This is a genomic window from Pseudomonas sp. FW305-70 (assembly GCF_058783925.1).
The window spans coordinates 90,949-115,347 of record NZ_JBYSYZ010000014.1; the positions used below are offsets into that span (position 1 = coordinate 90,949).

Here is a 24,399-nt window from a genome sequence, read left to right on the forward strand (position 1 = left end):
CACCTGATGTCGATGCTCGAACCATGGCCGCCAAAGTAGAACCGTTCTGGATACGCAAGACCCTCGATCAACTCGATCAGGAGGAATGGGAGTCGCTGTGCGACGGCTGTGGATTGTGCTGTCTGCAAAAGCTTGAAGACGAAGACGACAACAGCGTCTATTACACGCGCATCGCCTGCAAACTGCTGGACCTGAAAACCTGCCAGTGCACGGATTATCCTAACCGTCGCAACACTGTGCCGGACTGTATCCAGCTCACGCCGGGCAAGGCCGACGAATTCAAATGGCTGCCGCCGACGTGCGGCTATCGTCTGGTCAGCGAAGGCAAGGACCTGCCGTTGTGGCATCACCTGGTGTGCGGTGATCGCGATGCCGTGCATCACGAGCGGATTTCCCAGTCCGGGCGCATGCTCGCCGAAGGCAGCGTGCCGGAAGACGACTGGGAGGATCACCTGATTTTCCGCGCGGGCTGACTGCCTGAGGTTCAACCTTCCACGAAGGAGTGTGTATGGCTGTGGGATGGCGGCAGGCGTGGGGCGTTGGATTACTGGCCGTGAGTGCGCCCGTATGGGCAGCGAACAAGGTCGATCTGGATTATCACGTGCGCCTGTTGCCGAAGAACGATCAGGCCGAAGTGCGCCTGACGCTCGCCCAGGGCTCGGCGGTACGCAGCCTGGATTTCGACTTGGGCGACGGCAGCCACTACAGCGATTTCAAGGCCGACGGCCAATGGCAACTGACCCCGGGCAAAGCGGCGCGGGGTGTCTGGCGTCCAGCGACTGACAAGGCCAGCCTGACGTATCGGGTGAGTATCAACCATGGGCGCAAGAACGGCAGCTTTGATGCTCGCATGACGCCAAACTGGGCATTGATGCGCGGCGACGATCTGGTGCCGCCTGCCAGGCTCGATCAACAGGATGGCATCGAACTGGTTTCACGCCTTGAATTCGAGCTGCCCGGTGGCTGGAAAAGCGTCGAAACCGCGTGGCCACGGATCGGCCAGAACAAGTTCCGTATCGATAACCCTTCCAGGCTGTTCGACCGGCCCACGGGCTGGATGCTCGCCGGCCAGCTTGGCAGTCGCCGTACCCGTCTGGGCGAGACTGAAGTTACCGTCGCCTCGCCGCTGGGGCAGGGCATGCGGCGTATGGATGTGCTGACGCTGCTGACCTTTGTTTGGCCGCAAGTGCAGGCGCTGTACCCGCGACACCCGGGCAAACTGCTGATCGTCGGGGCCAATGATCCGATGTGGCGTGGCAGCCGGTCGGCGCATGAGTCGATCTACCTCAACAGTCGCCTGCCATTGGTCAGCGAAAGCGGCTCCAGTGCCCTGGTCCGCGAGTTGGCTCAGGTGTTCGGGCGGATCAACGGCACAAAGCGCAGTGACTGGATCAGCGAAGGCTTTGCCGAGTATTACGCCATCGAACTGGTGCGCCGGGCCGGCGGCATGAGCGATGAACGCTACGAGAGCCTGCACGGCACACTGGTCGGGACCAGCCAGAAAGTCACCACGCTGCGCAGTGATCGGGTCAATCCGGTGCAGGTGGCCAGGGCGGTGGTGTTGCTGCAGGAACTGGATCGCGAGATTCGTCTGAAAACCCACAACAAGCGTTCACTGGACGACGTGTTGCGCGGGGCGATGCAGCAGGGGGAAATCGATACCCAGGCGTTTGTTCAGCTCAGCGAGAGCGTGATAGGTGGGTCTTCAAAAGTACTCAGTACCGAGTTGATTCAGTAACACCGTCATTCGCGAGCAAACCCGCTCCCGCATCAGATTTCTGATTTCTTCAAAAAATCAAATTGACACCAAATCGTATGATGATTAGCGTAGTCCTCCATCGCATACGGCTTGGAGGTGCTCATGTCCAACAGCTTTCATGCTACGACGGTCGACTGGCTGGGATGCTGGCTGGCCACGGGGCAGGTCAGGCCGGGTGAGTCACTCAAGGTCGAAGCCGACCTCGGCGAACAACTTGGCGTGAGCCGTACGGTCATCCGCGAAGCGATCAAAACCCTGGTTGCCAAAGGCATGCTCGAAGTCGGCCCGAAAGTCGGCACGCGGGTGTTGCCGGTGCGGCGCTGGAACCTCTTCGATCCGCAAGTCGTCGGCTGGCTGTCGCGCAGCGGCTTGCCGGAAAACTTCGTCGACGATCTGCTCGATCTGCGTCGCACCATCGAACCGATGGCCGTGCGTTGGGCCTGCGAGCGCGCAACCGGCGAACAGGTGGACGCGATCCTGTTGGCCTGCAACGCACTGGAACGGGCGGTGGACAGCGGCATCGATTACAACCGTGCCGACCAGCTCTTCCACGAGTGCATCCTGGCCGCCAGCCACAATCAATTCATCGAACAAATGGTTCCCGCCCTCGGCGCGTTGCTGGCGGTGGCCTTTGAAGTGTCCGCCGCCGACCCGGATGAACTGCGCCGCACCTTGCCGATTCACCGGGACCTGGCCGAGGCTATTGCGGCCCGTGATACCGCTCGGGGCGTCTGGGCCTGCATGACCCTGATCGATAACGCCGCCCTGGCGATCAAGCGTTACTACCCGCAAGTCATGGCCGATAAAAAGGCCAGCTGAGAACTTGAACCCCTGTAGGAGCGAGCTTGCTCGCGATGCTTTATCAGCTACCACGAGACCGACTGACACACCATCGCCAGCAAGCTGGGTCCTACATCATAAAAACAAGAACCATGCAGGAGGTTTCATGACGTTGACGGCGGTTACCGGGCATCGGGCGAAACTGGGCGAAGGTCCGTTCTGGGATGCGCCGACCCAGGCCCTGTATTGGGTGGATATCGCGGGTAAACAGGCGTTGCGGTTGATCGGCGCCAACGTGCAGATCTGGCAGATGCCGGAACATGTGTCAGCCTTCATCCCCTGTGAAAGCGGCGACGCGCTGGTGACATTGAGCAGTGGCGTGTATCGGCTCGATCTCGATTCACCGGGCCTGGCGCCGCGCCTGACCTTGTTCTGCGTGGCCGATCCGCAACCGGGCAACCGCCCCAACGAAGCCCGCTGCGACGCCCAGGGCCGGCTCTGGCTCAGTACCATGCAAAACAATATCGGAGAACAGGGTGAAGACCTGCCCATCGTGCGCCGTTCGGGTGGACTGTTTCGCATCGATCGTACCGGGCGGGTTGTGCCGTTACTGCGCAACCTGGGCATTCCCAACACGCTGTTGTGGAGCGATGACGCCACCCGCGTTTATTTCGGCGACAGCCTCGATGGCGCCATGTATCGACACTTCATCCGCAGCGACGGCGCCCTCGATGCGCCGCAGGTCTGGTTTGGCCCGCACGGGCGCGGCGGCCCGGACGGCTCGGCGATGGATGCCGAGGGTTTTATCTGGAATGCCCGTTGGGATGGACACTGTCTGCTCAGGTTGAGCCCTGACGGCAAAGTCGACCGGACCATCGAACTGCCGATCAGTCGTCCCACCAGTTGCGTGTTCGGCGGTGAGGACCTGAAAACCCTGTACATCACCAGTGCGGCGAGTCCGCTGGGCCATCCCCTGGATGGGGCGGTGCTGTCGATTCCAGTGGATGTGCCCGGGAAGCGTTGCACGCGTTTTGCGGCTTAGCTCCCACAATATGGGATGCAAATATATATATTGAGATTTGTCGCGGGCCGGGTTTATAGTCGGCCTCACCAGTTACATGCACTCACACTCAAAAAAACAAAACAGGTGAAGTGATGCAGCGAAATTCCCCCGTGCTCCCTTGCGCAGACAGTGCCGCAGAGCGTTTTCAAGCTGAAACGTTTTCGCTTTCACCTGTTTTCTTCCACAACGCCTTTTGACCGGCCATCGACTGATGTCCGGTTTTCGTCGTGTTTTCGAACAGGAGTCTTGAACCATGGCTGAACCGCTGTCATTGCCCCCGGTGCCCGAGCCGCCCAAGGGTGAGCGCCTCAAAGACAAAGTCGTGCTGCTGACCGGTGCCGCCCAGGGCATTGGCGAGGCCATTGTGGCGACCTTTGCGTCCCAGCAGGCCAGGCTGATCATCAGCGACATCCAGGCCGAGAAGGTCGAGAAGGTCGCGGCGCACTGGCGCGGACAGGGCGCCGACGTGGTGGCGATCAAGGCTGACGTCTCACAACCGCAGGATTTGCAGGCGATGGCCAGGCTGGCGGTCGAGCGACACGGGCGGATCGATGTGCTGGTCAACTGCGCCGGGGTCAACGTGTTCCGTGATCCGCTGGAAATGACCGAGGAAGACTGGCGTCGCTGCTTTGCCATTGACCTCGATGGTGCGTGGTATGGCTGCAAGGCGGTGCTGCCGCAGATGATCGAGCAGGGCATCGGCAGCATCATCAATATTGCCTCGACCCATTCCTCCCACATCATACCGGGCTGCTTTCCCTACCCGGTGGCCAAGCACGGCTTGCTCGGTCTGACCCGCGCGCTGGGCATCGAATATGCGTCCAGGGGCATTCGTGTCAACGCCATCGCACCGGGCTATATCGAAACCCAGATCAATATCGATTACTGGAACGGTTTCGCCGATCCTCACGCTGAGCGCCAGCGTGCGTTTGACCTGCATCCACCCAAACGCATCGGCCAGCCGATTGAAGTGGCGATGACTGCGGTGTTCCTGGCCAGTGATGAAGCGCCGTTCATCAATGCCTCGTGCATCACCATCGATGGTGGGCGCTCGGTGATGTACCACGACTGAGTGGCCGGGCTTTCAGGCGTCCTGGTTCGCCTGAAAGTCAATCATCATACGATATGACTATTGGCAGTACGGTTTACCGCCCAGGCTTTACAGAACGCTTTCAAAGAACGCTCAACAAAAATAACAAGGAGTCAGCTTATGAATCGTCGTCATGCTATCCGTTCCCTGTGCTGTGCCGCGTTGGCGGTCTCGGCAGTCAGCCTGAGCAGCACGCTGCTGGCGGCCGAGGAAGTGAAAATCGGGTTTCTGGTCAAGCAAGCGGAAGAGCCCTGGTTCCAGACTGAGTGGGCGTTTGCCGAAAAGGCCGGGAAAGAGAAGGGCTTCACCCTGATCAAGATCGCCGTGCCGGACGGTGAGAAAACCCTGTCGGCCATCGACAGCCTCGCCGCCAACGGCGCCAAAGGTTTCGTGATCTGCCCGCCGGACGTGTCCCTCGGCCCGGCAATCATGGCCAAGGCCAGGCTCAACGGGTTGAAGGTGATCGCCGTCGATGACCGTTTCGTCGATGCCAGCGGCAAATTCATGGAAGACGTGCCGTACCTCGGCATGGCTGCGTTCGAAGTCGGCCAGAAGCAAGGCCATGCCATGGCCACCGAGGCGAAGAAACGCGGCTGGGACTGGAAAGACACGTACGCGGTGATCAATACCTACAACGAACTCGACACCGGCAAGAAGCGCACTGACGGTTCGGTCAACGCCCTGGAAGACGCCGGCATGCCGAAGGACCACATCCTGTTCTCGGCCCTCAAGACCCTCGACGTGCCGGGCAGCATGGACGCCACCAACTCGGCGTTGGTGAAACTGCCGAGTGCAGCGAAGAACCTGATCATCGGCGGCATGAACGACAACACCGTGCTCGGCGGTGTGCGCGCCACCGAGAGCGCCGGGTTCGCTGCGGCCAACGTGATCGGCATCGGCATCAACGGTACCGACGCCATCGGCGAGCTGAAGAAGCCCGACAGCGGCTTTTATGGTTCGATGCTGCCGAGCCCGCACATCGAGGGCTACAACACCGCAAGCATGATGTACGAGTGGGTCACCACCGGCAAAGAACCGGCGAAGTACACCGCCATGGATGACGTGACGCTGATCACCCGCGACAACTTCAAGCAGGAACTGGAAAAGATCGGCCTGTGGAACTGACGGCCATTGGTTTCAGCGGCGGCCTCGGCGACGAGGCTGCCTGTCCGGTTTGAAGAGGTGGGTTATGCACGCGCAAACACATACACAACAACACAGCGGCAGCTTGCGTTTCAACGGGATCGGCAAGACCTTTCCCGGGGTGAAGGCGCTGGACAGCATCAGCTTCGTCGCCCATCCGGGGCAGGTTCATGCCTTGATGGGCGAGAACGGCGCCGGCAAATCGACGCTGCTGAAAATCCTCGGCGGGGCCTACATACCCAGCAGCGGAGCCTTGCAGATCGGCGAGCGGACGATGGACTTCAAGTCCACCGCCGACAGCATCGGCAGTGGCGTCGCGGTGATCCACCAGGAGCTGCATCTGGTGCCGGAAATGACCGTGGCGGAGAACCTGTTTCTCGGGCATCTGCCGGCCAGTTTCGGCCTGATCAATCGCGGCACCCTGCGCCAGCAGGCGCTGGCCTGCCTCAAAGGGCTGGCCGATGAGATTGACCCGCAGGAGAAAGTCGGGCGCCTGTCCCTGGGGCAACGGCAACTGGTGGAAATCGCCAAGGCGCTGTCCCGTGGCGCCCATGTGATTGCCTTCGACGAACCCACCAGCAGCCTTTCGGCACGGGAGATCGACCGCTTGATGGCGATCATCGGCCGGCTGCGGGACGAGGGCAAAGTGGTGCTCTACGTCTCCCACCGCATGGAAGAAGTGTTCCGCATCTGCAATGCGGTGACGGTGTTCAAGGACGGACGATACGTGTGCACGTTCGACGACATGAGCGAGCTGACCCATGATCAACTGGTCACCTGCATGGTCGGGCGCGACATCCAGGACATCTACGATTACCGCCCGCGCCAGCGCGGTGCGGTGGCGCTCAAGGTCGACGGTCTGCTTGGGCCGGGGTTACGCGAGCCCGTGAGTTTCGAGGTGCACAAAGGCGAGATTCTCGGGTTGTTCGGGCTGGTGGGCGCGGGTCGCACCGAGCTGCTGCGCCTGCTCAGCGGCCTGGCGCGAAACCGCGCCGGACAGCTGAAACTGCGTGGCCATGAACTGAAGCTGCGTTCACCCCGGGATGCGATTGCCGCCGGGATCCTGTTGTGCCCCGAGGACCGCAAGAAGGAAGGCATCCTGCCGCTGGCCAGCGTCGCCGAAAACATCAACATCAGCGCCCGCGGCGCCCATTCCACCTTCGGCTGCCTGTTGCGTGGCCAGTGGGAGAAAGGCAACGCCGACCAGCAGATCAAGGCGCTCAAGGTAAAAACACCACACGCCGGGCAGCCGATCAAGTTTCTATCCGGTGGCAATCAACAGAAGGCCATTCTCGGTCGCTGGCTGTCGATGCCGATGAAAGTGTTGCTGCTCGACGAACCGACCCGCGGCATCGACATCGGTGCCAAGGCCGAGATCTACCAGATCATCCATAACCTGGCGGCCGAGGGGATCGCGGTGATTGTGGTGTCCAGCGACTTGATGGAAGTCATGGGCATTTCCGACCGCATCCTGGTGCTGTGCGAAGGCGCGCTGCGTGGCGAACTGAGCCGCGACCAGGCCAACGAATCCAACCTGCTGCAACTGGCTTTGCCGCGCCAACGCGCTGACGGCGTGGCGAACTGAGAGGTGACTATGATGACAACCCAAAACGACACCCTGCCGACCACGCGCAAACCACTGGACCTGCGGCGCTTCCTCGATGACTGGGTGATGCTGCTGGCCGCCGTCGGAATCTTCGTGCTCTGTACCCTGATGATCGACAACTTCCTGTCGCCGCTGAACATGCGTGGCCTGGGCCTGGCGATTTCCACCACCGGGATCGCTGCGTGCACCATGTTGTATTGCCTGGCGTCCGGGCATTTCGACTTGTCGGTGGGCTCGGTGATTGCCTGTGCCGGGGTGGTTGCGGCGGTGGTGATGCGTGACACCGACAGCGTGTTTCTCGGTGTCTGTGCAGCGCTGGTGATGGGCCTGATCGTCGGGCTGATCAACGGCATCGTCATCGCCAAACTGCGGGTCAACGCGCTGATCACCACGCTGGCGACCATGCAGATAGTGCGCGGCCTGGCTTACATCTTCGCCAACGGCAAAGCGGTGGGGGTGTCTCAGGAGTCGTTCTTCGTGTTCGGCAACGGCCAGATGTTCGGCGTGCCGGTACCGATCCTGATCACCATCATCTGCTTCCTGTTCTTCGGCTGGCTGCTGAACTACACGACCTACGGGCGCAACACCATGGCCATCGGCGGCAATCAGGAGGCGGCGTTGCTGGCCGGGGTCAATGTCGACCGGACCAAAATCATCATCTTTGCCGTGCATGGCGTGATCGGCGCGTTGGCCGGGGTGATCCTGGCGTCGCGCATGACCTCCGGGCAACCGATGATCGGTCAGGGTTTCGAGCTGACCGTGATCTCGGCCTGTGTACTGGGCGGGGTCTCGTTGAGTGGCGGGATCGGCATGATCCGGCACGTGATTGCCGGGGTGTTGATTCTGGCGATCATCGAGAATGCGATGAACCTGAAGAATATCGATACGTTTTATCAGTATGTGATTCGCGGTTCGATCTTGCTGCTGGCGGTGGTCATTGACCGACTGAAGCAGCGCTGACATTCATTTCCTCTGTAGGCGCGGGCTTGCCCGCGAAGGTCTGTCTGAAATGTAAATGTTGGATATGACGACGCCTTCGCGGGCAAGCCCGCTCCCACAGGGTTCTGCCTTCACACATTGAGTGCTGGTGTGGCATAGATCCTGTGGGAGCGGGCTTGCTCGCGAAGGGGCCATCAGCTTCAGTACATTTATCCTGGCTTCACTATTGGCTGATGTTGCTGTCCTCGTCCTCGGTGGTGCTCGAGCCGAGACCACCGCTGCCGGGCGTTTTTTTGTCCGGCAAATCCGCCCCGCCCTGACGCCCCATGTCATTGCCCTGGAGGCGCGGGTCGGTGCCGGTGGACGGAGGCAGGTTGTGGTCGATCGTGGTGCCGTCGGTGTTCATGCCGGGGGCACTCTGGATGGCTGGCGCCCTGGGCTTTTCCACCGGATTGGTCGGGCCGGTGCTCGAGCCGAGGGTCCCGGCGAACGAGGCACAAGACAGCAGGGCGGTGAGGGCGAGGGCGGTCAACCTGGACAGGATCATGGTGTTGTCTCCAACGGGTAGAGTCCTTACCTGATTAGTCCGTCCTCGCCCGGGATAGGTGCGTTGTTAGCGACGGACGGCTCAGGCCTGTGTCAATGCCCTGACCGCTGCTGCCCTTCGCCAGATCAATCGGCCTGCGGTGATCAACCAGTTGAGCGCAGCAACCGCCAGCACGGTGAGCAGCAGTGTGGCCATGCCTTGCTCGACGATGATTTTCCCGGCCAGCAAGGGGAAGCCGAACACACCGATGAAATACGACAGGCTGAACAGCAGCAAGGATTGCGCGGTGTTGCCGGGCGGCGCCTCATTGGCGGCCAGGCCGTTGATCACCGAGTAGGTCAGGCCGTAACCGGTCCCGAGCATCACCGCCGCGAGTACGTAGCTGAAGCTGCTGTCGACGACAAAACCGAACATGACGATCGATGCCAGCATCAGCCCCGAAAGCAGGCACGAGGCACGCAATGGATCGCGCTTGACCACAAACCCGGCAACCAGCATTCGGCCACTGATCGCCGCGCTCATGAAGCCGAGGAAGAACAGCGAGTAGTCGAGCGAGCGCGCTGCGGCATAACTGGTTTGAAAGCTCGACAGCCCGCCGAACACGCAGCCGCCAAGACCGACCATGATGATCGCAAAGACAGCCCTGGACGACAGCACCTGACCCGCGGCACGCCACGAAATCCGCGACACGCTGCCCGATGGCAGAGGGGCCTGATTCAATTTCCGCTGCAGGCACCAGAACAGCAGCACACCGACCAGGCTGGCCAGCGCCGCCAGATAAAACGCAGCGGTCACCGGGTACCCGAGGGCACTCGCGGCGCGGCCGAGCAGTGGGCCGCTGCCGATCCCGGTCATCATGCTGCCCGACAGCAGGGCGAAGTATCTGGCGCGCTGTGCGGGTGTCACCAGGCTTGCCACGATGATCGGCCCGAGGGTGTAGAACACGCCCCAACCCAGGCCCAGCAGTAGGCCAAAAAACAACAGCAGAGGGCCGAAGCCCGGGGTCAGGGCGAAGCCCAGGCTGGCCGCTACCAGCAACACACCGAACAGCGTCACCGACCGGGCGGCACCGAGCAAGTCGGACAAATGACCGGAAACGATCACTGCCGCAAAGGTGCTGAGCATCGCCGCCGAAATCACACTGCCGGCGTCGTGTTCGTTGCCGCCACGCGCGTTGATCAGCAGCGACAGCAGGAAGGTCGAGCCATAGGGCAATGACAACAGGTAACTGGCAAGGCAAAACAGGCCGAACAACTTGCTTGAGACTGGGGGTGTTGCGGTAGACATGACGCGGTTCCTTGACCGGATAAGTGAGCAGCGCCTCTATCTAACCACGCAGTGCCTGATTGTCAGGTTCAAGGTTATCGATGCCAGGGTTAGTGGCGGCCGGAGTGAAGCCTCTGCGCTGTTGTGGCGAGGGAGCTTGCTCCCGCTGGCCTGCGAAGCAGGCCCTTTCTCAATGACTGCGTTCCACCAGAAAGACTCAAGTGTTCTTTTTGGGGTTGCTGCGCAACCCGGCGGGAGCAAGCTCCCTCGCCACAGGCAAGCCCCCTCGCCACAGGCCACGTGTCGCCTTAGTATGGCGTTTTCAACTTTTGACAAGGCACGTCCATGACGATCGAAATCCGCCCGGCGACCCCCAGTGATGCACCGCAAATCCTCGCGTTCATCACTGAACTGGCCGACTACGAACGTGCCCGCCATGAAGTCATCGCCAGCGTTGCCGATATCGAACGCAGCCTGTTCAGCGAAGGCGCCACGGCCCATGGCCTGATCTGCCTGCGCGACGGCGCAGCCATCGGTTTCGCGGTGTTCTTCTTCAGCTATTCCACCTGGTTGGGCAGCAATTGCCTGTACCTCGAAGACCTTTACATCACTCCGGAGCAGCGCGGCGGTGGCGCAGGCAAGACCCTGTTGCGGCATCTGGCGAAAATCGCCTGCGCCAACGACTGCGGCCGTTTCGAATGGAGCGTGCTGGAGTGGAATACGCCGGCCATCGACTTCTACAAATCCCTGGGTGCGCAGCCGCAGGAGGAGTGGGTCCGGTATCGGATGGACGGGAAAGTATTGCGCGAGTTCGCCGAGGGCAGTTGAGCCGTATCCCCTGTAGGAGCGAGCCTGCTCGCGAAGAAATCGAAAGCACCACGGGGTGTCAGGTTTTCCGCTTAATCGTTGACGACCATCGCTAGCAAGCTAGCTCCTACAGGGGAATGCGTTCCAGGGAGCTACCGTAAGCGGTGGTTTTTTTTGTCTTTTTCTCAATATATGGGATTGCTATTTATATATTGAGATTTTACACCGCATGGGTTTATAGTCCCGCTCACTCACTGCCAAAAACCAAAACAGGTGAAGCGATGCAGGCGCAATTGATCGCGCTCGACTGGGGGACAACCTCATTACGTGCTTACAAACTGGCCGAAGGCGGGCAGGTGCTCGAACAGCGTTCGCTGGCGTCGGGGATCATGCAGTTGCCCAAGACGCCGCGAATCATCGGCGGCCGGGAATGCACCGACGGTTTTGAACTGGCTTTCGATGAGGCATGCGGTGACTGGCTCGATGCCCAGCCGCAATTGCCGGTGATTGCCTGTGGCATGGTCGGCAGCGCCCAGGGCTGGTGCGAAGCGGCGTACCGCGACACGCCGGCGAACGTCGCCACGCTCGGCACTTCCTTGCAAACCGTTCGCAGCCTGCGTGGCGTCGATGTGCACATCGTGCCCGGCGTCATCGAGCGTTCACGTCTGCCGAACGTGATGCGCGGCGAAGAAACCCAGGTGCTCGGTGTGCTGCAAAACCCGGCGGGCGAGGCGAGCGCGGACCTGCTGATCGGCCTGCCGGGCAGTCATTCGAAATGGGTGGAAGTGGCCGACGGCTGCATCGTGCATTTCGACACTTTCATGACCGGCGAAGTCTTCGCCGTGCTCAGCGAGCACAGCATTCTCGGGCGCACCCAGCAGCGTGGCGGGTCTTTCGAGGGGGATGCGTTTGATCGTGGCGTGCAGGTCGCGTTGTCGGCGGACGGTGAAACCGGTCCGCTGTCGACGCTGTTCAGCGCCCGTAGCCTGGGCCTGACCGGCGAATTGAGCGCCTGCGCCCAGGCCGATTATCTGTCCGGCCTGCTGATCGGCCACGAGTTGTCGGCCCTGGCCAATGTCCAGCGGCGTCGGCGCAACAGCGTGCACCTGCCGTCGATCATCCTTATCGGTAATTCCCAACTCTGTGCCCGCTACCACCGTGCGCTCGACGCCTGCGGTTTTACCCGGGTGACCCTGGCCGAACAGGCCACCGAACGCGGATTGTGGCAACTGGCGCTCGCCGCCGGTCTGGTCTCGTCCACCGCATCCCGTTAAACCTGCCTGGAGGTCTGACATGCTCAAACAAGCGCTGGCGCAAAACGGCTTGATCGCGATCCTGCGCGGCTTGCGTCCACAGGAAGCTGCCGCTATCGGCGAAGTCCTGTACGCCGCCGGATTTCGCGTCATCGAAGTGCCGCTCAATTCCCCTGAACCGTACGACAGCATCCGCATCCTGCGCAGTACCTTGCCTGCCGATTGCCTGATCGGTGCCGGCACGGTGCTGACCCCGGAACAGGTCGAACGGGTGAAAGCGGCGGGGGGCCAGGTGATCGTCATGCCCCATAGCGACCCGAAGGTCCTGCGTGCGGCGAAAGCGGCGGGGCTGTCTCTGTCGCCCGGTGTCGCCACACCGACCGAAGCCTTCGCGGCGCTGGCCGAAGGCGCGGACATCCTCAAGCTGTTCCCGGCCGAGCAAATGGGGCCGGCAGTCGTCAAGGCTTGGCTGGCGGTACTGCCGGCCGGGACGATCCTGGCGCCGGTCGGTGGCATTACCCCGGACAACATGCAGGTGTTTATCGACGCGGGCGTCAAAGGTTTCGGCCTCGGCTCCGGTCTGTTCAAACCGGGCATGACGCCTGCGCAGGTGGCGGCCAATGCCAAGGCCTATGTCGCTGCCTGGAAAGCCCTTCGCTAAGACTTTTTGGCGCTGCGAGCGCTGCATCCATAAGAGAGACAACAGATGAAAATCACCAAATTGACCACCTTCATCGTTCCGCCACGCTGGTGCTTCCTCAAGGTCGAAACCGACGAGGGCGTCACCGGTTGGGGCGAGCCCGTGGTCGAAGGCCGCGCCCACACCGTTGCCGCTGCCGTCGAAGAATTGTCCGACTACCTGATCGGCAAGGACCCGCGCAACATCGAAGACATCTGGACCGTGCTCTATCGCGGCGGATTCTACCGTGGCGGTGCGATCCACATGAGCGCCCTGGCCGGTATTGACCAGGCCTTGTGGGACATCAAGGGCAAGGCGCTGGGCGTGTCGGTCAGCGACCTGCTGGGTGGTCAGGTGCGGGACAAGATTCGCGTCTATTCGTGGATCGGCGGCGACCGTCCGGCGGACACGGCGCGTGCTGCCAAAGAAGCTGTCGAACGCGGTTTCACTGCGGTGAAAATGAATGGCACCGAAGAGCTGCAATTCCTCGACACCTTCGACAAGGTTGACCAGGCCCTGGCCAACGTCGCTGCCGTGCGCGATGCGGTTGGCCCGAACGTCGGTATCGGCGTGGACTTCCATGGCCGGGTGCACAAACCCATGGCCAAGGTGCTGATGAAGGAGCTTGATCCGTACAAGCTGATGTTCATCGAAGAGCCAGTGCTCAGCGAAAACTACGAAGCGCTGAAAGAACTGGCACCACTGACCAGCACACCGATTGCCCTCGGTGAGCGCCTGTTCTCGCGCTGGGATTTCAAGCGCGTGCTCAGCGAAGGCTATGTCGACATCATCCAGCCGGATGCGTCCCACGCCGGTGGCATCACCGAAACCCGCAAGATCGCCAACATGGCCGAAGCCTACGACGTGGCGCTGGCGCTGCATTGCCCATTGGGTCCGATTGCCCTGGCGGCCTGCCTGCAACTGGACGCGGCTTGCTACAACGCATTCATCCAGGAGCAGAGCCTGGGCATCCATTACAACGAGAGCAACGACCTGCTCGACTACGTGAAAGACCCACGGGTGTTCGACTACGACCAGGGCTTCGTGAAGATCCCGAACGGCCCGGGCCTGGGCATCGAGATCAACGAGGAATACGTGATCGAACGCGCTGCCATCGGCCACCGCTGGCGCAACCCGATCTGGCGCCATGCCGATGGCAGTTTTGCCGAGTGGTGAGTGATCTCTAACCCACCACATATCCCTGTGGGAGCGGGCTTGCTCGCGAAGAGGGCGGCACATTCAACATAGATGTTGACTGACACTCCGCTTTCGCGAGCAAGCCCGCTCCCACACTCGATCTCCATCGGCAGTGGATCCGAGTACACACAAGACTTCAATCGACCTCAATAACCATAAGAAGAGGCACCCCCCATGCAACCGCAAACCCTCACCGGGCAGGCGTCCTTGGTGACGCCCAGCCGCAAGCGTTTTTTCATCATGGTGCTGTTGTTCATCACGGTGGTGATCAACTACCTGGACCGCAGCAACCTGTCGATTGCCGCCCCGGCATTGACCAGTGACCTGGGCATCGACCCGATTCATGTCGGCCTGATCTTCTCTGCCTTCGGCTGGACCTACGCCGCCATGCAGATCCCCGGCGGCTGGCTGGTAGACCGCGTACCGCCACGCATCCTTTACACGGCAGCGCTGTTGCTGTGGTCGATTGCCACCGTGATGCTCGGTTTCGCCGGCAGCTTCATCGCGCTGTTCGTGCTGCGCATGGCGGTCGGGGCCCTCGAGGCGCCGGCCTATCCGATCAACAGCCGCGTGGTCACCACCTGGTTCCCCGAGCGCGAGCGCGGCACGGCCATCGGTTTCTACACCTCCGGGCAATTCGTCGGCCTGGCCTTCCTGACGCCGGTGCTGGCCTGGCTGCAGCACGAATTCGGCTGGCACATGGTGTTTGTCACCACCGGCGCGGTAGGCATTCTGTGGGCCGTGATCTGGTACGCGGTGTATCGCGAGCCGCGGGACTTCAAAGGCGTCAATCAGGCGGAGATCGACTTGATCCGCGAGGGCGGCGGGCTGGTGGATATCCAGGCCGAACAGGCCAAGGTCAAAGCCAGATTCAGCTGGACTGACCTTGGCATTGTCCTGACCAAGCGCAAGCTCTGGGGCATCTACCTCGGCCAGTTCTGCCTCAACTCGACCCTGTGGTTTTTCCTGACGTGGTTCCCGACCTACCTGGTGAAATATCGCGGTATGGATTTCATCAAGTCCGGCCTGTTGGCGTCGCTGCCGTTTCTCGCGGCCTTTGTCGGCGTACTGTGCTCCGGTTTCTTCTCGGACTTTTTGATCCGTCGCGGTTACACGGTGGGTTTCGCCCGCAAGTTGCCGATCATCAGCGGCTTGCTGATTTCAACCTCGATCATCGGCGCCAACTTCGTTGAGTCGACGCCACTGGTGATTGCCTTCCTCGCGCTGGCATTCTTCGGCAACGGCCTGGCTTCGATCACCTGGTCACTGGTGTCGACGCTCGCCCCGGCGCGTTTGCTCGGGCTGACCGGCGGGGTGTTCAACTTCATCGGCAACCTGGCGGCCATTGCCACGCCGATCGTGATCGGCTTCCTCGCCACGGGTGATTCCTTTGCCCCGGCGATCACCTACATCTCGGTGTTGGCATTGATTGGCGCACTGTCCTACATCTTGCTGGTGGGCAAGGTCGAGCGTATCAAGTTGTAGTCGTGGCACGCGGGCGACCATAATGCCGCCCGTTCACTCGCTCAACGGTAAAGGCTGGATATGCAGGAAGACGCCCCAAAAATCGCCAAGGACGCCGCACCGACCGGCACCCAGACCCTGCTTCGCGGTTTGGGTGTGGTTCATGCCGTGGCCAGTGGCGCCCGCGATCTCAAGGAAATCGCCCGGCTGATCGGCACCACGCGCAGCACCACCCATCGCCTGGCCAGTTGCCTGGTGGACGAACGTTACCTGCGGGTGGTGCCGCAAGTCGGTTATCTGCTGGGGCCGAAACTGATCGAGCTGGGGTTTCAGGCCCGCGAAGAGTTGCCGTTGGTGACCCTGGCCGGGCCGTATCTGGATGAGTTGTCGGCGTTGACCGGCGACACCATTCATCTGGCGATCCGTGAAGGCGACGAAGTGCTGTACCTGCACAAGAACCCGGGGCGCAATGGCCCGGAAATGCGTTCGCGGGTCGGCCATCGCATGCCGCTGGCGCGCACCGGGATCGGCAAGGCGCTGATGCTCGATGATTCGCCGCAAGAGTGGCAGCGCCTGTACGAAGTCAGCCTGCCGGTGGGTGGGAAAAATCAATTCTGGCCGCAGCACCCCGAGCAATCCTGGGAGCAGTTCGAGCAGCGCATGGTCGAGTACGTGGCCGGCGGCTACGCCTTCGATCTGGAAGATAACGAGCCGTCGATCCGTTGCGTGGCGGCGCCGGTGCGCGATGCCAGCAAACGCATCGTCGCCGGCATCAGCATCGCCAGTACCGTGCCGTACATGCCGCTGGAGAAAATGGCCGAGCTGATTCCGTTGATCAAGGGGGTCACGGCACGGCTGTCAGCGGAGCTGGGCCTCAAGGTCTGATTCGACCCCCTTGTGGGAGCGGGCTTGCTCGCGAAAGCGGTGTATCAGTCGACATCAATGTTGAATGAATGACCGCTTTCGCGAGCAAGCCCGCTCCCACATGGGGTTTGTGCTGTTGCATCAATGCCAGGCAACAAAAAGGCCCCCATTCAGGAGCCTTGATGTTCAGCGGTCGGCTTACATGTTCGGGTAAGTCGGGCCGCCAGCGCCTTCCGGCGTCACCCAGGTGATGTTCTGTGCAGGATCCTTGATGTCGCAGGTCTTGCAGTGAACGCAGTTCTGGGCGTTGATCTGGAAGCGCTTCTCGCCGTCTTCCTTGGTGATCACTTCATACACGCCGGCCGGGCAGTAACGCTGTGCCGGTTCATCGTACAACGGCAGGTTCTTGCTGATCGGGATGCTCGCATCGGCCAGCTTCAGGTGGCACGGCTGCTCTTCTTCGTGGTTGGTGCCGGAGATGAACACCGAGCTGAGTTTATCGAAGCTGATCTTGCCGTCCGGTTTCGGGTAGTCGATCTTCTTGCAGTCGGCCGCCAGTTTCAGGCAAGCGTAATCCGGCTTGGTGTCGTGCAGGGTGAACGGCAGTTTGCCGCCGAAGATGTTCTGGTCCAGCCAGTTGAAGCCGCCACCCACGATGGCGCCGAACTTGTGGATCGCCGGGCCGAAGTTGCGGCTGGCGAACAGTTCGTCGTAGAGCCAGCTCTTCTTGAACGCGTCGACGTAAGTGGTCAGCTCTTCGCTGCCGTCCTTTTCAGCGAACAGTGCTTCGGCCACGGATTCAGCGGCGAGCATGCCGGACTTCATCGCGGTGTGGCTGCCCTTGATCTTGGCGAAGTTCAGGGTGCCGAGGTCGCAACCGATCAGCGCGCCGCCCTTGAAGACCATCTTCGGCAGCGAGTTCAGGCCGCCTTTGCAGATGGCGCGAGCGCCGTAGCTGATGCGCTTGCCGCCTTCCAGGTACTGCTTGAGCACCGGGTGATGCTTGAGGCGCTGGAACTCATCGAAGGGCGACAGGTAGGTGTTGCTGTAGGACAGGTCGACGATCAGGCCGACGACGACCTGGTTGTTTTCCAGGTGATAGAGGAACGAGCCACCGGTGTTCTCGGTGCCCATGATGTCCATCGGCCAACCGGCGGTGTGCACCACCAGGCCAGGCTGGTGCTTGGCCGGGTCGACTTCCCAGATTTCCTTCAGGCCGATGCCGTAGTGCTGGGCATCAGCGTCAGTGTCCAGGTTGAAGCGCTTGATCAGCTGCTTGCCGATGTGGCCACGGCAACCTTCGGCGAACAGCGTGTATTTGCCACGCAGTTCCATGCCCGGGGTGTACAGGCCTTCTTTCGGATGGCCTTCGCGGTCGACACCCAGGTCACCGGTGATGATCCCGCGCACCACGCCGTTCTCGTCAATCAGCGCTTCCTGAGCGGCGAAGCCCGGGTAGATTTCCACGCCCAGGTTCTCGGCCTGCTGGGCCAGCCAGCGGCACAGGTTGCCCAGGGAGATGATGTAGTTGCCTTCGTTGTGCATGGTCTTGGGCACAAAGAAGTCTGGAACTTTCTGCGCGCTGTCAGCGTTCTTCAGCACGAAGATGTCGTCACGGGTGACGGGGGTGTTCAGCGGCGCGCCGAGTTCTTTCCAGTCCGGGAACAGTTCGTTCAGGGCGCGTGGTTCAAACACGGCACCGGACAGAATGTGAGCACCGACTTCGGAGCCTTTTTCGACCACGCAGACGCTGATTTCCTTACCGGCTTCGGCGGCCTTCTGCTTCAAGCGGCAGGCGGCGGAAAGACCAGCGGGGCCGGCACCGACGATGACGACGTCGAATTCCATGTATTCGCGTTCCACAGGTTATCTCCTACTCAAGGCTCAACAGTTTTTTTTCTAATTTGGAGGTTGGGTGTCGCATCCATGAATTCCGGCGCAACGCCGAAAGCGGACAATCGATTGACCACCTTTCTCTTTGGGTGGCGCATTATATCTACACCACTCTCAGCGTCCAATACAAACGTTTGTTTGAATTGGCTCAAAGCCAGAGAAATCAAAGTCACGCGCCTTATGAACGGCCATTTTGGCGTATTGACCGGAATAGGCGTTCCGGTCAAGATACGGGCGGTTTTGCGCTCGCCGTAGGCTGGCAGTTGGTTTCAAGAGCACCTCTAAAGACAGGGCGATGGCAGTAGAGAGTGATGCGCTGCGCGGGTTTGATGCGCAGTTTACACGCCGCGATGTTGAATGACTCGTCAGTCACCACTGACGAACGGTCATGCAGATCATGAGCGCTGGTCACTTGACACCTTTGCCGGCGTTTTTGGAGGTGCCCTTGCGCCCGATGAGCATCAACCGCCAGGTTCGCCTAGGCGACTTTCTTTTCACCGGAGAGTAACGAGGAATCCATGAAGGTTCTTGTAGCTGTCAAACGCGTTGTGGATTACAACGTCAAGGTTCGCGTCAAGGCGGACAATTCCGGCGTCGATCTTGCCAACGTCAAGATGTCGATGAACCCGTTCTGCGAGATCGCCGTGGAAGAAGCCGTACGCCTGAAAGAAAAAGGTGTTGCGACTGAAATCGTCGTCGTCTCCGTCGGCCCGTCCACCGCTCAAGAGCAACTGCGCACCGCGCTGGCTCTGGGTGCCGACCGCGCCATCCTCGTCGAGTCCGCCGAAGACCTGACTTCCCTGGCCGTTGCCAAGCTGCTCAAGGCTGTTGTCGACAAGGAACAGCCTCAGCTGGTGATCCTTGGCAAACAAGCCATCGACAGCGACAACAACCAGACTGGCCAGATGCTCGCTGCACTGAGCGGCTACGGTCAGGGCACGTTCGCTTCGAAAGTCGAAATCAGCGGCGACAGTGTTGCCGTGACTCGCGAAATCGACGGCGGCGCGCAGACAGTTTCCCTGAAACTGCCGGCCATCGTCACCACCGACCTGCGTTTGAACGAGCCGCGCTACGCGTCTCTGCCAAACATCATGAAAGCCAAGAAGAAGCCTCTCGAAGTGCTGACTCCGGACGCTTTGGGCGTTTCCACCGCCTCCACCAACAAGACCCTGAAAGTCGAAGCGCCAGCTGCACGCAGCGCGGGTATCAAGGTCAAGTCGGTGGCTGAACTGGTCGAGAAACTGAAAAACGAAGCGAAGGTAATCTAAATGACTATCTTGGTTATTGCTGAACACGACAACAAAGTGCTGGCCCCGGCCACGCTGAACACCGTTGCTGCTGCCGCCAAAATCGGTGGTGACATCCACGTTCTGGTTGCAGGCCAGGGCGCTGGCGCCGTGGCTGAAGCCGCTGCGAAAGTCGCTGGCGTGGCTAAAGTGCTGGTAGCTGATAACGCTGCCTACGCTCACCAGCTGCCGGAAAACGTTGCTCCACTGGTCGCCGAACTGGGTAAGGGCTACAGCCACATCCTGGCTGCCGCCACTTCCAACGGCAAAAACATCCTGCCGCGCGTTGCCGCTGCACTGGACGTTGACCAGATCTCCGAGATCATCTCGGTAGAAAGCGCTGACACCTTCAAGCGTCCGATCTACGCCGGTAACGCCATCGCTACCGTTCAATCGAACGCTGCAGTGAAAGTGATCACCGTGCGTGCCACCGGTTTCGACCCGGTTGCCGCTGACGGTGGTTCGGCTGCTGTTGAAGCGGTTGCTGCTGCCCACGACGCTGGCATCTCCAGCTTCGTCGGCGAAGAGCTGGCCAAGTCCGATCGTCCGGAACTGACCGCTGCCAAGATCGTCGTTTCCGGCGGTCGCGGCATGCAGAACGGCGACAACTTCAAACACCTGTACGCCCTGGCCGACAAGCTGGGCGCTGCCGTGGGTGCTTCGCGCGCCGCGGTCGACGCAGGTTTCGTACCCAACGACATGCAGGTCGGTCAGACCGGCAAGATCGTTGCTCCACAGCTGTACATCGCCGTCGGTATCTCCGGCGCGATCCAGCACCTGGCCGGCATGAAAGACTCCAAAGTGATCGTTGCGATCAACAAGGACGAAGAAGCGCCGATCTTCCAGGTGGCCGATTACGGCCTGGTGGCGGACCTGTTCGAAGCCATCCCTGAGCTGGAGAAGCTGGTCTAAACCGGCTGCTTCACTTATAAAGAGCCCGGCCTTTTGGTCGGGCTTTTTTTTGCTTCTCTGTAGGAGCGAGCCTGCTCGCGATGGACTTCAATGCGCCGCGTTTTTCCAAAATGAACGCGTCATCGTTAACGTCCATCGCGAGCAAGCTCGCTCCTACAGGGGGGAATAACCGGGTTTGAGTGGAGTGTGAAGCCATGGATCTGCGCTGTGTATGGAGCTTGCTGGGATTGACGCTGTTGCCGGCGCTGTCTTTCGCCGCAGGCAAATGCGAACGCCTGGTGGTCACCGGCAGCCCCGATGCGCCGCCGTACCTGTGGCAAGACCCGCAAGATCCCAAACACCTGATCGGTGCCAGTGCCGATTTGTTGCAGCAAGTGGCGGGGGAGTTGGGGCTCAAGGTCGAACTGCTGTATGCCGGCAAACGCGCCCAGGCCCTGGACGAAGTGCGCAGCGGACGCATGGACATGCTGGCGGACGCGACGTTGACCGTCAGTGAGCTGGAAACCCTGGATTACATCCATCCTCCCTTGCTGGAAAACGACTACCTGGTCTGGACGCGCAAGGATTCGGCACTGGTCTACAACGAAGCCACAGATCTGCACGGCCATCCGGGTGCCGTGTCGGAAAAGGCTCGATTGACCGCGCAATTCAGCACTTTTGCCGCACAGCAGTTAACCCTCGCGCACACGTCCAGCCTGACCCTGGCCTTTCAGAAGCTGTTGTTGGGCGAAGTCGAATTTGTCCTGGCCGGACGTTACTCGGGCATGGCGACTGCACAGGCACTGGGCATGGCCGGTGATCTGATTGCGCGTTCGCAACCGGTCGACAAGCCTGGCCTGTTCCTGGCGATTTCCCACAACTCGGCCTGCAACGATCCGTGGTTGCGCGGACAGTTGGCCAAAAAGATGACAGAATTGCCCGCGTCCGGACTGACGGAGGCTGTGCTGATGCGCAATATCGAGCGCTGGAAGGCACAGCGCTCACAACCGCAGCAACCCTCGCAACAACCCGTCAGTACCCCAAAACAGTAGGGATATTTAGTGAGTATTCGACCTCTTTTCGCTGCCGTGGCCATTGTCGCCCTGGCGGGTTGTGCAACCGATCCGGCGCCGAACGAACAAATGCGCCTGACCGAACAGGCACTCGAACAGGCCAAGGCCGTGGGTGCCACCGCCGACGATGTGCCGGAAATGAAACTGGCCGAGGACAAGTACAACCGTGCCAAGGGCAACATGACTGATCAATCGTTCAAGAACGCGCGCATGCGCGCCGAACAGGCCGAACTGGATGCGCGCCTGGCTGAGGCCAAGGTGCTGACGGCCAAGAGCGAGGAACAGTTGAACGTGCTTAACACCCGCATCGCCCGTCTGCAAAAGCAACTGGGAGATGCTCAATGAGCCTCAAGCGCAAAACCCTTGGCGGTTTGATTCTGGCCGCCAGCCTGACCGGTTGCGTCAGCCAGCACAGCGAGACCTCGCTGCAGCAGGCCGGAACCGACTTTCAGAAGGTCAAGGAAGACTCCAATGTCCTGCGAATCGCCCCCAAGGACGTGATCCGCGCCGGTGAGTCCCTGGCCCGTGCCGATCGCCTGTCCAGCTATTGGGGCAGTGGTTCGGACGTGGTGCATTACGCCTACCTGAGCCAGCGCTATAGCGCCATTGCCCGGGAACACACCAATCAGGCGCTCAACGAAGAAAAAGCGGCAAAACTCGAACTGGAACGGCAGCGTCTGCAACTGGCATTGCGTGAGTCCAAACTGTTCAGTGTGCAGCAGCAAGGCAAATGGCTCGAAGAGCAGATCCTGGCATTGACCACCTCCCAGACCGACCGCGGTCTGGTGATGACGTTGGGCGACATGCTGTTCGACACCGGCGAAGCGGAATTGAAACCTTCGGCCAACCGCGTGGTGTTGAAGATCGTGCAGTTCCTGCAACTCAACCCCAAGCGTGTGGTGCGGATCGAAGGTTACACGGACAGTACCGGGGGCAAGCAGGAAAACCTCAAGCTTTCTCGCGACCGCGCACAGTCGGTGGCTGACGTGCTGATGGACCTGGGCATTGACGACAAGCGCATCCAGGTCGAAGGTTATGGCGACGAGTATCCCGTGGACGCGAATGCGTCGGAACGGGGCCGTGCGCAGAACCGTCGGGTGGAAATTGTGTTTTCTGACGAAAACGGCCAGCTCGGCGCCGCCCGGTAGGGGGTGCGTCGATGGAAAACCCGGCCTGCCATGCAGCGCCGGGTTTTTTTTGCCTGCCGATTACCGCACAAAACAGTACAGATTTTGCTGACACTGCACTGTACGGTCGACTATTGTGGTAACTGTCCCCGTACACTTCTAAACTGTTCCGGTATTGTTTTACACAAGAATAAAATGCCCGTGAAATCGAGTGCTGCGTCATGACCAATCTTTTGCTCTATCAACGTATTGCTCAACAACTGGCCGAAGACATCCGCCGAGGGGTCTATCAGCCGGGAGAGCGCGTGCCTTCGGTGCGCAAGATGAGCTCGCAGCTCAATGTCAGTCATGCGACGGTGTTGCAGGCGTATGCCAATCTCGAAGATCAGGGGCTGATCCGCGCCCGGCCGCAGTCGGGTTACTACGTGCACCAGACGCCGGCACTCACGGCGCCGACGCCGGACATCGCCCGGGTCGAGCGCCCCGGTCTGGTCACCCGTAGCAGCATCATTCAACAAGTGTTGGTCGAATCTCGTCGTGAAGGTGTCTTCCCGCTGGGCGCGGCGGTGCCGAGTGTCGATTATTTGCCGGTGCGGGCGCTGCATCAGCAATTGGCCAAAGTCACTCGTTTCCATAGCCCGCGGGCTTTCAGTTACATGTTCAGTCCCGGTTTCGAGCCGTTGCGCCGGCAGGTGGCGATCCGCATGCGCGATGCCGGCGTGGTGGTCGATCCGTCGGAAGTGGTGATCACCCACGGCTGCGTCGATGCGCTGCAGATGTCCTTGCGCGTACTGACCCGCCCGGGCGATCTGATTGCAGCCGAGTCGCCGACCTACTACGGGTTGCTGCAACTGGCCGATCTGTTGGGCCTCAAGGTCATCGAGATCCCTAGCGATCCGGCCACGGGCATGAGCCTGGAAGCCCTGCAATTGGCAGCCAACCAGTGGTCGATCAAGGCGTTGGTGCTGACCACCCGGCTGAGTAACCCGTTGGGCGGCACCATGCCTGAAGAGCGGCAGAAACAACTGCTGCGCCTGGCGTCGGACTTCGATATCCAGATTGTCGAAGACGATATCTACGGTGAGCTGATGTTCGAGCAGGGACGCACCAAGTCCCTCAAGGCCTATGATCGGCTGGACCGGGTGATCTATTGCTCGAGCTTCTCGAAAACCCTGTCGCCGGGGGTGCGGATCGGCTGGATGATTGCCGGCAAGTATCAGCAGGAAATCCAGCGCTTGCAGACCTTCAGCACGCATTCAGCGTGCAGCGTGACCCAGATGGGCATCGCCGCCTACCTGGAAAATGGCGGGTACGACCGGCATTTGCGCTTCATCCGTCAGGAGTACCGCAAGAACCTCAGTGCCTTCCAGCTGGCCGTGCAGCAGTATTTCCCGGAAGGCACGCAGATGACCCGGCCTACCGGTGGCTTCATTCTGTGGGTCAGTCTGCCGGGGCGGGTCAACACCCAGGAGTTGCACGTGCGGGCATTGCAGCAGGGCATCAGTATTGCGCCCGGGCTGATCTTCAGTAATACCGAGCAATTCAATCACTGCATTCGCCTCAATTGCGGCACGCCCTGGAATCGTGAAGCCGAGCGCGCGTTAATGACCCTGGGCATGCTGGCCACCCAACTCTGCCAGGAGATGGCTGGCGGTTTGTAATAGTCTGCTAC

Annotated in this window: 23 protein-coding genes; 20 read left to right on the forward strand and 3 right to left on the reverse strand. The window is 60.7% G+C overall.

The annotated features are described in order from the left end of the window. The first annotated feature begins 23 nt into the window (after nucleotides 1-23). The 8 genes from AC3WN7_RS13525 to araH all read left to right on the forward strand — a co-directional run bounded on the left by AC3WN7_RS13525 (nucleotide 24) and on the right by araH (nucleotide 8,401). Entirely contained in the window at nucleotides 24-473 is a 450-nt protein-coding gene (locus tag AC3WN7_RS13525; RefSeq protein ID WP_102674447.1) for a YcgN family cysteine cluster protein, read from the forward strand. 35 nt (nucleotides 474-508) lie between these two features. Then, nucleotides 509-1,738 (forward strand): hypothetical protein, encoded by a 1,230-nt coding sequence (locus AC3WN7_RS13530; protein WP_102674448.1) that lies wholly within the window; start codon nucleotides 509-511, stop codon nucleotides 1,736-1,738. 123 nt (nucleotides 1,739-1,861) lie between these two features. Then, the gene (locus AC3WN7_RS13535) at nucleotides 1,862-2,578 is read left to right on the forward strand and encodes a FadR/GntR family transcriptional regulator (protein ID WP_095966307.1); all 717 of its coding nucleotides are present in this window, start codon (nucleotides 1,862-1,864) and stop codon (nucleotides 2,576-2,578) included. A 127-nt stretch (nucleotides 2,579-2,705) separates the two neighbouring features. Next, nucleotides 2,706-3,581, forward strand: a complete 876-nt coding sequence (locus AC3WN7_RS13540; protein WP_102674449.1) for an SMP-30/gluconolactonase/LRE family protein — start codon at nucleotides 2,706-2,708, stop codon at nucleotides 3,579-3,581. A 274-nt stretch (nucleotides 3,582-3,855) separates the two neighbouring features. Beyond that, entirely contained in the window at nucleotides 3,856-4,674 is an 819-nt protein-coding gene (locus AC3WN7_RS13545; protein ID WP_007977027.1) for an SDR family oxidoreductase, read from the forward strand. 138 nt (nucleotides 4,675-4,812) lie between these two features. Next, nucleotides 4,813-5,817, forward strand: a complete 1,005-nt coding sequence (locus tag AC3WN7_RS13550; protein ID WP_102674450.1) for a substrate-binding domain-containing protein — start codon at nucleotides 4,813-4,815, stop codon at nucleotides 5,815-5,817. A gap of 64 nt (nucleotides 5,818-5,881) precedes the next feature. Further along, the gene (araG, locus tag AC3WN7_RS13555; RefSeq protein WP_102674451.1) at nucleotides 5,882-7,420 is read left to right on the forward strand and encodes an L-arabinose ABC transporter ATP-binding protein AraG; all 1,539 of its coding nucleotides are present in this window, start codon (nucleotides 5,882-5,884) and stop codon (nucleotides 7,418-7,420) included. A gap of 12 nt (nucleotides 7,421-7,432) precedes the next feature. After that, nucleotides 7,433-8,401, forward strand: coding sequence for an L-arabinose ABC transporter permease AraH (gene araH, locus AC3WN7_RS13560; RefSeq protein WP_102674471.1), 969 nt, complete (start codon nucleotides 7,433-7,435; stop codon nucleotides 8,399-8,401). A 202-nt stretch (nucleotides 8,402-8,603) separates the two neighbouring features. Here the strand turns inward: araH and AC3WN7_RS13565 are convergent, their stop codons facing one another. Then, nucleotides 8,604-8,927 carry a hypothetical protein gene (locus tag AC3WN7_RS13565; protein WP_102674452.1) on the reverse strand — a complete coding sequence of 108 codons (324 nt, stop codon included), beginning with the start codon at nucleotides 8,925-8,927 and terminating at the stop codon, nucleotides 8,604-8,606. An 81-nt stretch (nucleotides 8,928-9,008) separates the two neighbouring features. Continuing rightward, entirely contained in the window at nucleotides 9,009-10,214 is a 1,206-nt protein-coding gene (locus AC3WN7_RS13570) for an MFS transporter (protein WP_102674453.1), read from the reverse strand. Between the two features lie 324 nt (nucleotides 10,215-10,538). On the opposite strand from AC3WN7_RS13570, the gene AC3WN7_RS13575 reads away from it, so the two are divergent. The 6 genes from AC3WN7_RS13575 (at nucleotide 10,539) to AC3WN7_RS13600 (ending at nucleotide 16,478) form a co-directional block, all read left to right on the forward strand. Continuing rightward, nucleotides 10,539-11,021 carry a GNAT family N-acetyltransferase gene (locus AC3WN7_RS13575; RefSeq protein WP_007977016.1) on the forward strand — a complete coding sequence of 161 codons (483 nt, stop codon included), beginning with the start codon at nucleotides 10,539-10,541 and terminating at the stop codon, nucleotides 11,019-11,021. Between the two features lie 260 nt (nucleotides 11,022-11,281). Beyond that, nucleotides 11,282-12,274, forward strand: coding sequence for a 2-dehydro-3-deoxygalactonokinase (locus AC3WN7_RS13580; RefSeq protein ID WP_102674455.1), 993 nt, complete (start codon nucleotides 11,282-11,284; stop codon nucleotides 12,272-12,274). 19 nt (nucleotides 12,275-12,293) lie between these two features. Beyond that, nucleotides 12,294-12,914 carry a 2-dehydro-3-deoxy-6-phosphogalactonate aldolase gene (locus AC3WN7_RS13585; RefSeq protein ID WP_102674456.1) on the forward strand — a complete coding sequence of 207 codons (621 nt, stop codon included), beginning with the start codon at nucleotides 12,294-12,296 and terminating at the stop codon, nucleotides 12,912-12,914. 45 nt (nucleotides 12,915-12,959) lie between these two features. After that, nucleotides 12,960-14,108, forward strand: coding sequence for a galactonate dehydratase (gene dgoD, locus AC3WN7_RS13590; protein ID WP_007977010.1), 1,149 nt, complete (start codon nucleotides 12,960-12,962; stop codon nucleotides 14,106-14,108). 195 nt (nucleotides 14,109-14,303) lie between these two features. Next, nucleotides 14,304-15,614, forward strand: a complete 1,311-nt coding sequence (locus AC3WN7_RS13595; protein WP_102674457.1) for an MFS transporter — start codon at nucleotides 14,304-14,306, stop codon at nucleotides 15,612-15,614. 60 nt (nucleotides 15,615-15,674) lie between these two features. Next, on the forward strand, nucleotides 15,675-16,478 hold the full coding sequence (locus AC3WN7_RS13600) for an IclR family transcriptional regulator (RefSeq protein ID WP_095966318.1): 804 nt from the start codon (nucleotides 15,675-15,677) through the stop codon (nucleotides 16,476-16,478). A 177-nt stretch (nucleotides 16,479-16,655) separates the two neighbouring features. On the opposite strand, the gene AC3WN7_RS13605 is transcribed toward AC3WN7_RS13600, so the two are convergent. Then, nucleotides 16,656-18,320 (reverse strand): electron transfer flavoprotein-ubiquinone oxidoreductase, encoded by a 1,665-nt coding sequence (locus tag AC3WN7_RS13605; protein ID WP_095966319.1) that lies wholly within the window; start codon nucleotides 18,318-18,320, stop codon nucleotides 16,656-16,658. A gap of 548 nt (nucleotides 18,321-18,868) precedes the next feature. On the opposite strand from AC3WN7_RS13605, the gene AC3WN7_RS13610 reads away from it, so the two are divergent. The 6 genes from AC3WN7_RS13610 to AC3WN7_RS13635 all read left to right on the forward strand — a co-directional run bounded on the left by AC3WN7_RS13610 (nucleotide 18,869) and on the right by AC3WN7_RS13635 (nucleotide 24,388). After that, nucleotides 18,869-19,618, forward strand: coding sequence for an electron transfer flavoprotein subunit beta/FixA family protein (locus AC3WN7_RS13610; protein ID WP_015093946.1), 750 nt, complete (start codon nucleotides 18,869-18,871; stop codon nucleotides 19,616-19,618). Next, entirely contained in the window at nucleotides 19,619-20,548 is a 930-nt protein-coding gene (locus AC3WN7_RS13615; RefSeq protein WP_102674458.1) for an electron transfer flavoprotein subunit alpha/FixB family protein, read from the forward strand. Between the two features lie 194 nt (nucleotides 20,549-20,742). Beyond that, nucleotides 20,743-21,579: a substrate-binding periplasmic protein gene (locus AC3WN7_RS13620; RefSeq protein WP_095966320.1), complete on the forward strand. Its 837-nt coding sequence runs from the start codon at nucleotides 20,743-20,745 to the stop codon at nucleotides 21,577-21,579. A gap of 9 nt (nucleotides 21,580-21,588) precedes the next feature. Further along, nucleotides 21,589-21,945, forward strand: a complete 357-nt coding sequence (locus AC3WN7_RS13625) for a DUF4398 domain-containing protein (RefSeq protein ID WP_015093949.1) — start codon at nucleotides 21,589-21,591, stop codon at nucleotides 21,943-21,945. Beyond that, the gene (locus AC3WN7_RS13630; RefSeq protein ID WP_095966321.1) at nucleotides 21,942-22,748 is read left to right on the forward strand and encodes an OmpA family protein; all 807 of its coding nucleotides are present in this window, start codon (nucleotides 21,942-21,944) and stop codon (nucleotides 22,746-22,748) included. Before AC3WN7_RS13625 ends, AC3WN7_RS13630 begins: the two co-directional genes overlap by 4 nt. A 200-nt stretch (nucleotides 22,749-22,948) precedes the next feature. Beyond that, a complete protein-coding gene (locus tag AC3WN7_RS13635) occupies nucleotides 22,949-24,388 on the forward strand; it encodes an aminotransferase-like domain-containing protein (RefSeq protein WP_007973699.1) in 1,440 nt (479 codons plus the stop codon). The last annotated feature ends 11 nt before the right edge of the window (nucleotides 24,389-24,399 follow it).

Coding starts and splice junctions, on each gene's coding strand:
- AC3WN7_RS13525 (WP_102674447.1), top strand. CDS start 24: ATGGCCGCCAAAGTAGAACCGTTCTGGATACGCAAGACCCTCGATCAA.
- AC3WN7_RS13530 (WP_102674448.1), top strand. CDS start 509: ATGGCTGTGGGATGGCGGCAGGCGTGGGGCGTTGGATTACTGGCCGTG.
- AC3WN7_RS13535 (WP_095966307.1), top strand. CDS start 1,862: ATGTCCAACAGCTTTCATGCTACGACGGTCGACTGGCTGGGATGCTGG.
- AC3WN7_RS13540 (WP_102674449.1), top strand. CDS start 2,706: ATGACGTTGACGGCGGTTACCGGGCATCGGGCGAAACTGGGCGAAGGT.
- AC3WN7_RS13545 (WP_007977027.1), top strand. CDS start 3,856: ATGGCTGAACCGCTGTCATTGCCCCCGGTGCCCGAGCCGCCCAAGGGT.
- AC3WN7_RS13550 (WP_102674450.1), top strand. CDS start 4,813: ATGAATCGTCGTCATGCTATCCGTTCCCTGTGCTGTGCCGCGTTGGCG.
- araG (WP_102674451.1), top strand. CDS start 5,882: ATGCACGCGCAAACACATACACAACAACACAGCGGCAGCTTGCGTTTC.
- araH (WP_102674471.1), top strand. CDS start 7,433: ATGACAACCCAAAACGACACCCTGCCGACCACGCGCAAACCACTGGAC.
- AC3WN7_RS13565 (WP_102674452.1), bottom strand. CDS start 8,927: ATGATCCTGTCCAGGTTGACCGCCCTCGCCCTCACCGCCCTGCTGTCT.
- AC3WN7_RS13570 (WP_102674453.1), bottom strand. CDS start 10,214: ATGTCTACCGCAACACCCCCAGTCTCAAGCAAGTTGTTCGGCCTGTTT.
- AC3WN7_RS13575 (WP_007977016.1), top strand. CDS start 10,539: ATGACGATCGAAATCCGCCCGGCGACCCCCAGTGATGCACCGCAAATC.
- AC3WN7_RS13580 (WP_102674455.1), top strand. CDS start 11,282: ATGCAGGCGCAATTGATCGCGCTCGACTGGGGGACAACCTCATTACGT.
- AC3WN7_RS13585 (WP_102674456.1), top strand. CDS start 12,294: ATGCTCAAACAAGCGCTGGCGCAAAACGGCTTGATCGCGATCCTGCGC.
- dgoD (WP_007977010.1), top strand. CDS start 12,960: ATGAAAATCACCAAATTGACCACCTTCATCGTTCCGCCACGCTGGTGC.
- AC3WN7_RS13595 (WP_102674457.1), top strand. CDS start 14,304: ATGCAACCGCAAACCCTCACCGGGCAGGCGTCCTTGGTGACGCCCAGC.
- AC3WN7_RS13600 (WP_095966318.1), top strand. CDS start 15,675: ATGCAGGAAGACGCCCCAAAAATCGCCAAGGACGCCGCACCGACCGGC.
- AC3WN7_RS13610 (WP_015093946.1), top strand. CDS start 18,869: ATGAAGGTTCTTGTAGCTGTCAAACGCGTTGTGGATTACAACGTCAAG.
- AC3WN7_RS13615 (WP_102674458.1), top strand. CDS start 19,619: ATGACTATCTTGGTTATTGCTGAACACGACAACAAAGTGCTGGCCCCG.
- AC3WN7_RS13620 (WP_095966320.1), top strand. CDS start 20,743: ATGGATCTGCGCTGTGTATGGAGCTTGCTGGGATTGACGCTGTTGCCG.
- AC3WN7_RS13630 (WP_095966321.1), top strand. CDS start 21,942: ATGAGCCTCAAGCGCAAAACCCTTGGCGGTTTGATTCTGGCCGCCAGC.
- AC3WN7_RS13635 (WP_007973699.1), top strand. CDS start 22,949: ATGACCAATCTTTTGCTCTATCAACGTATTGCTCAACAACTGGCCGAA.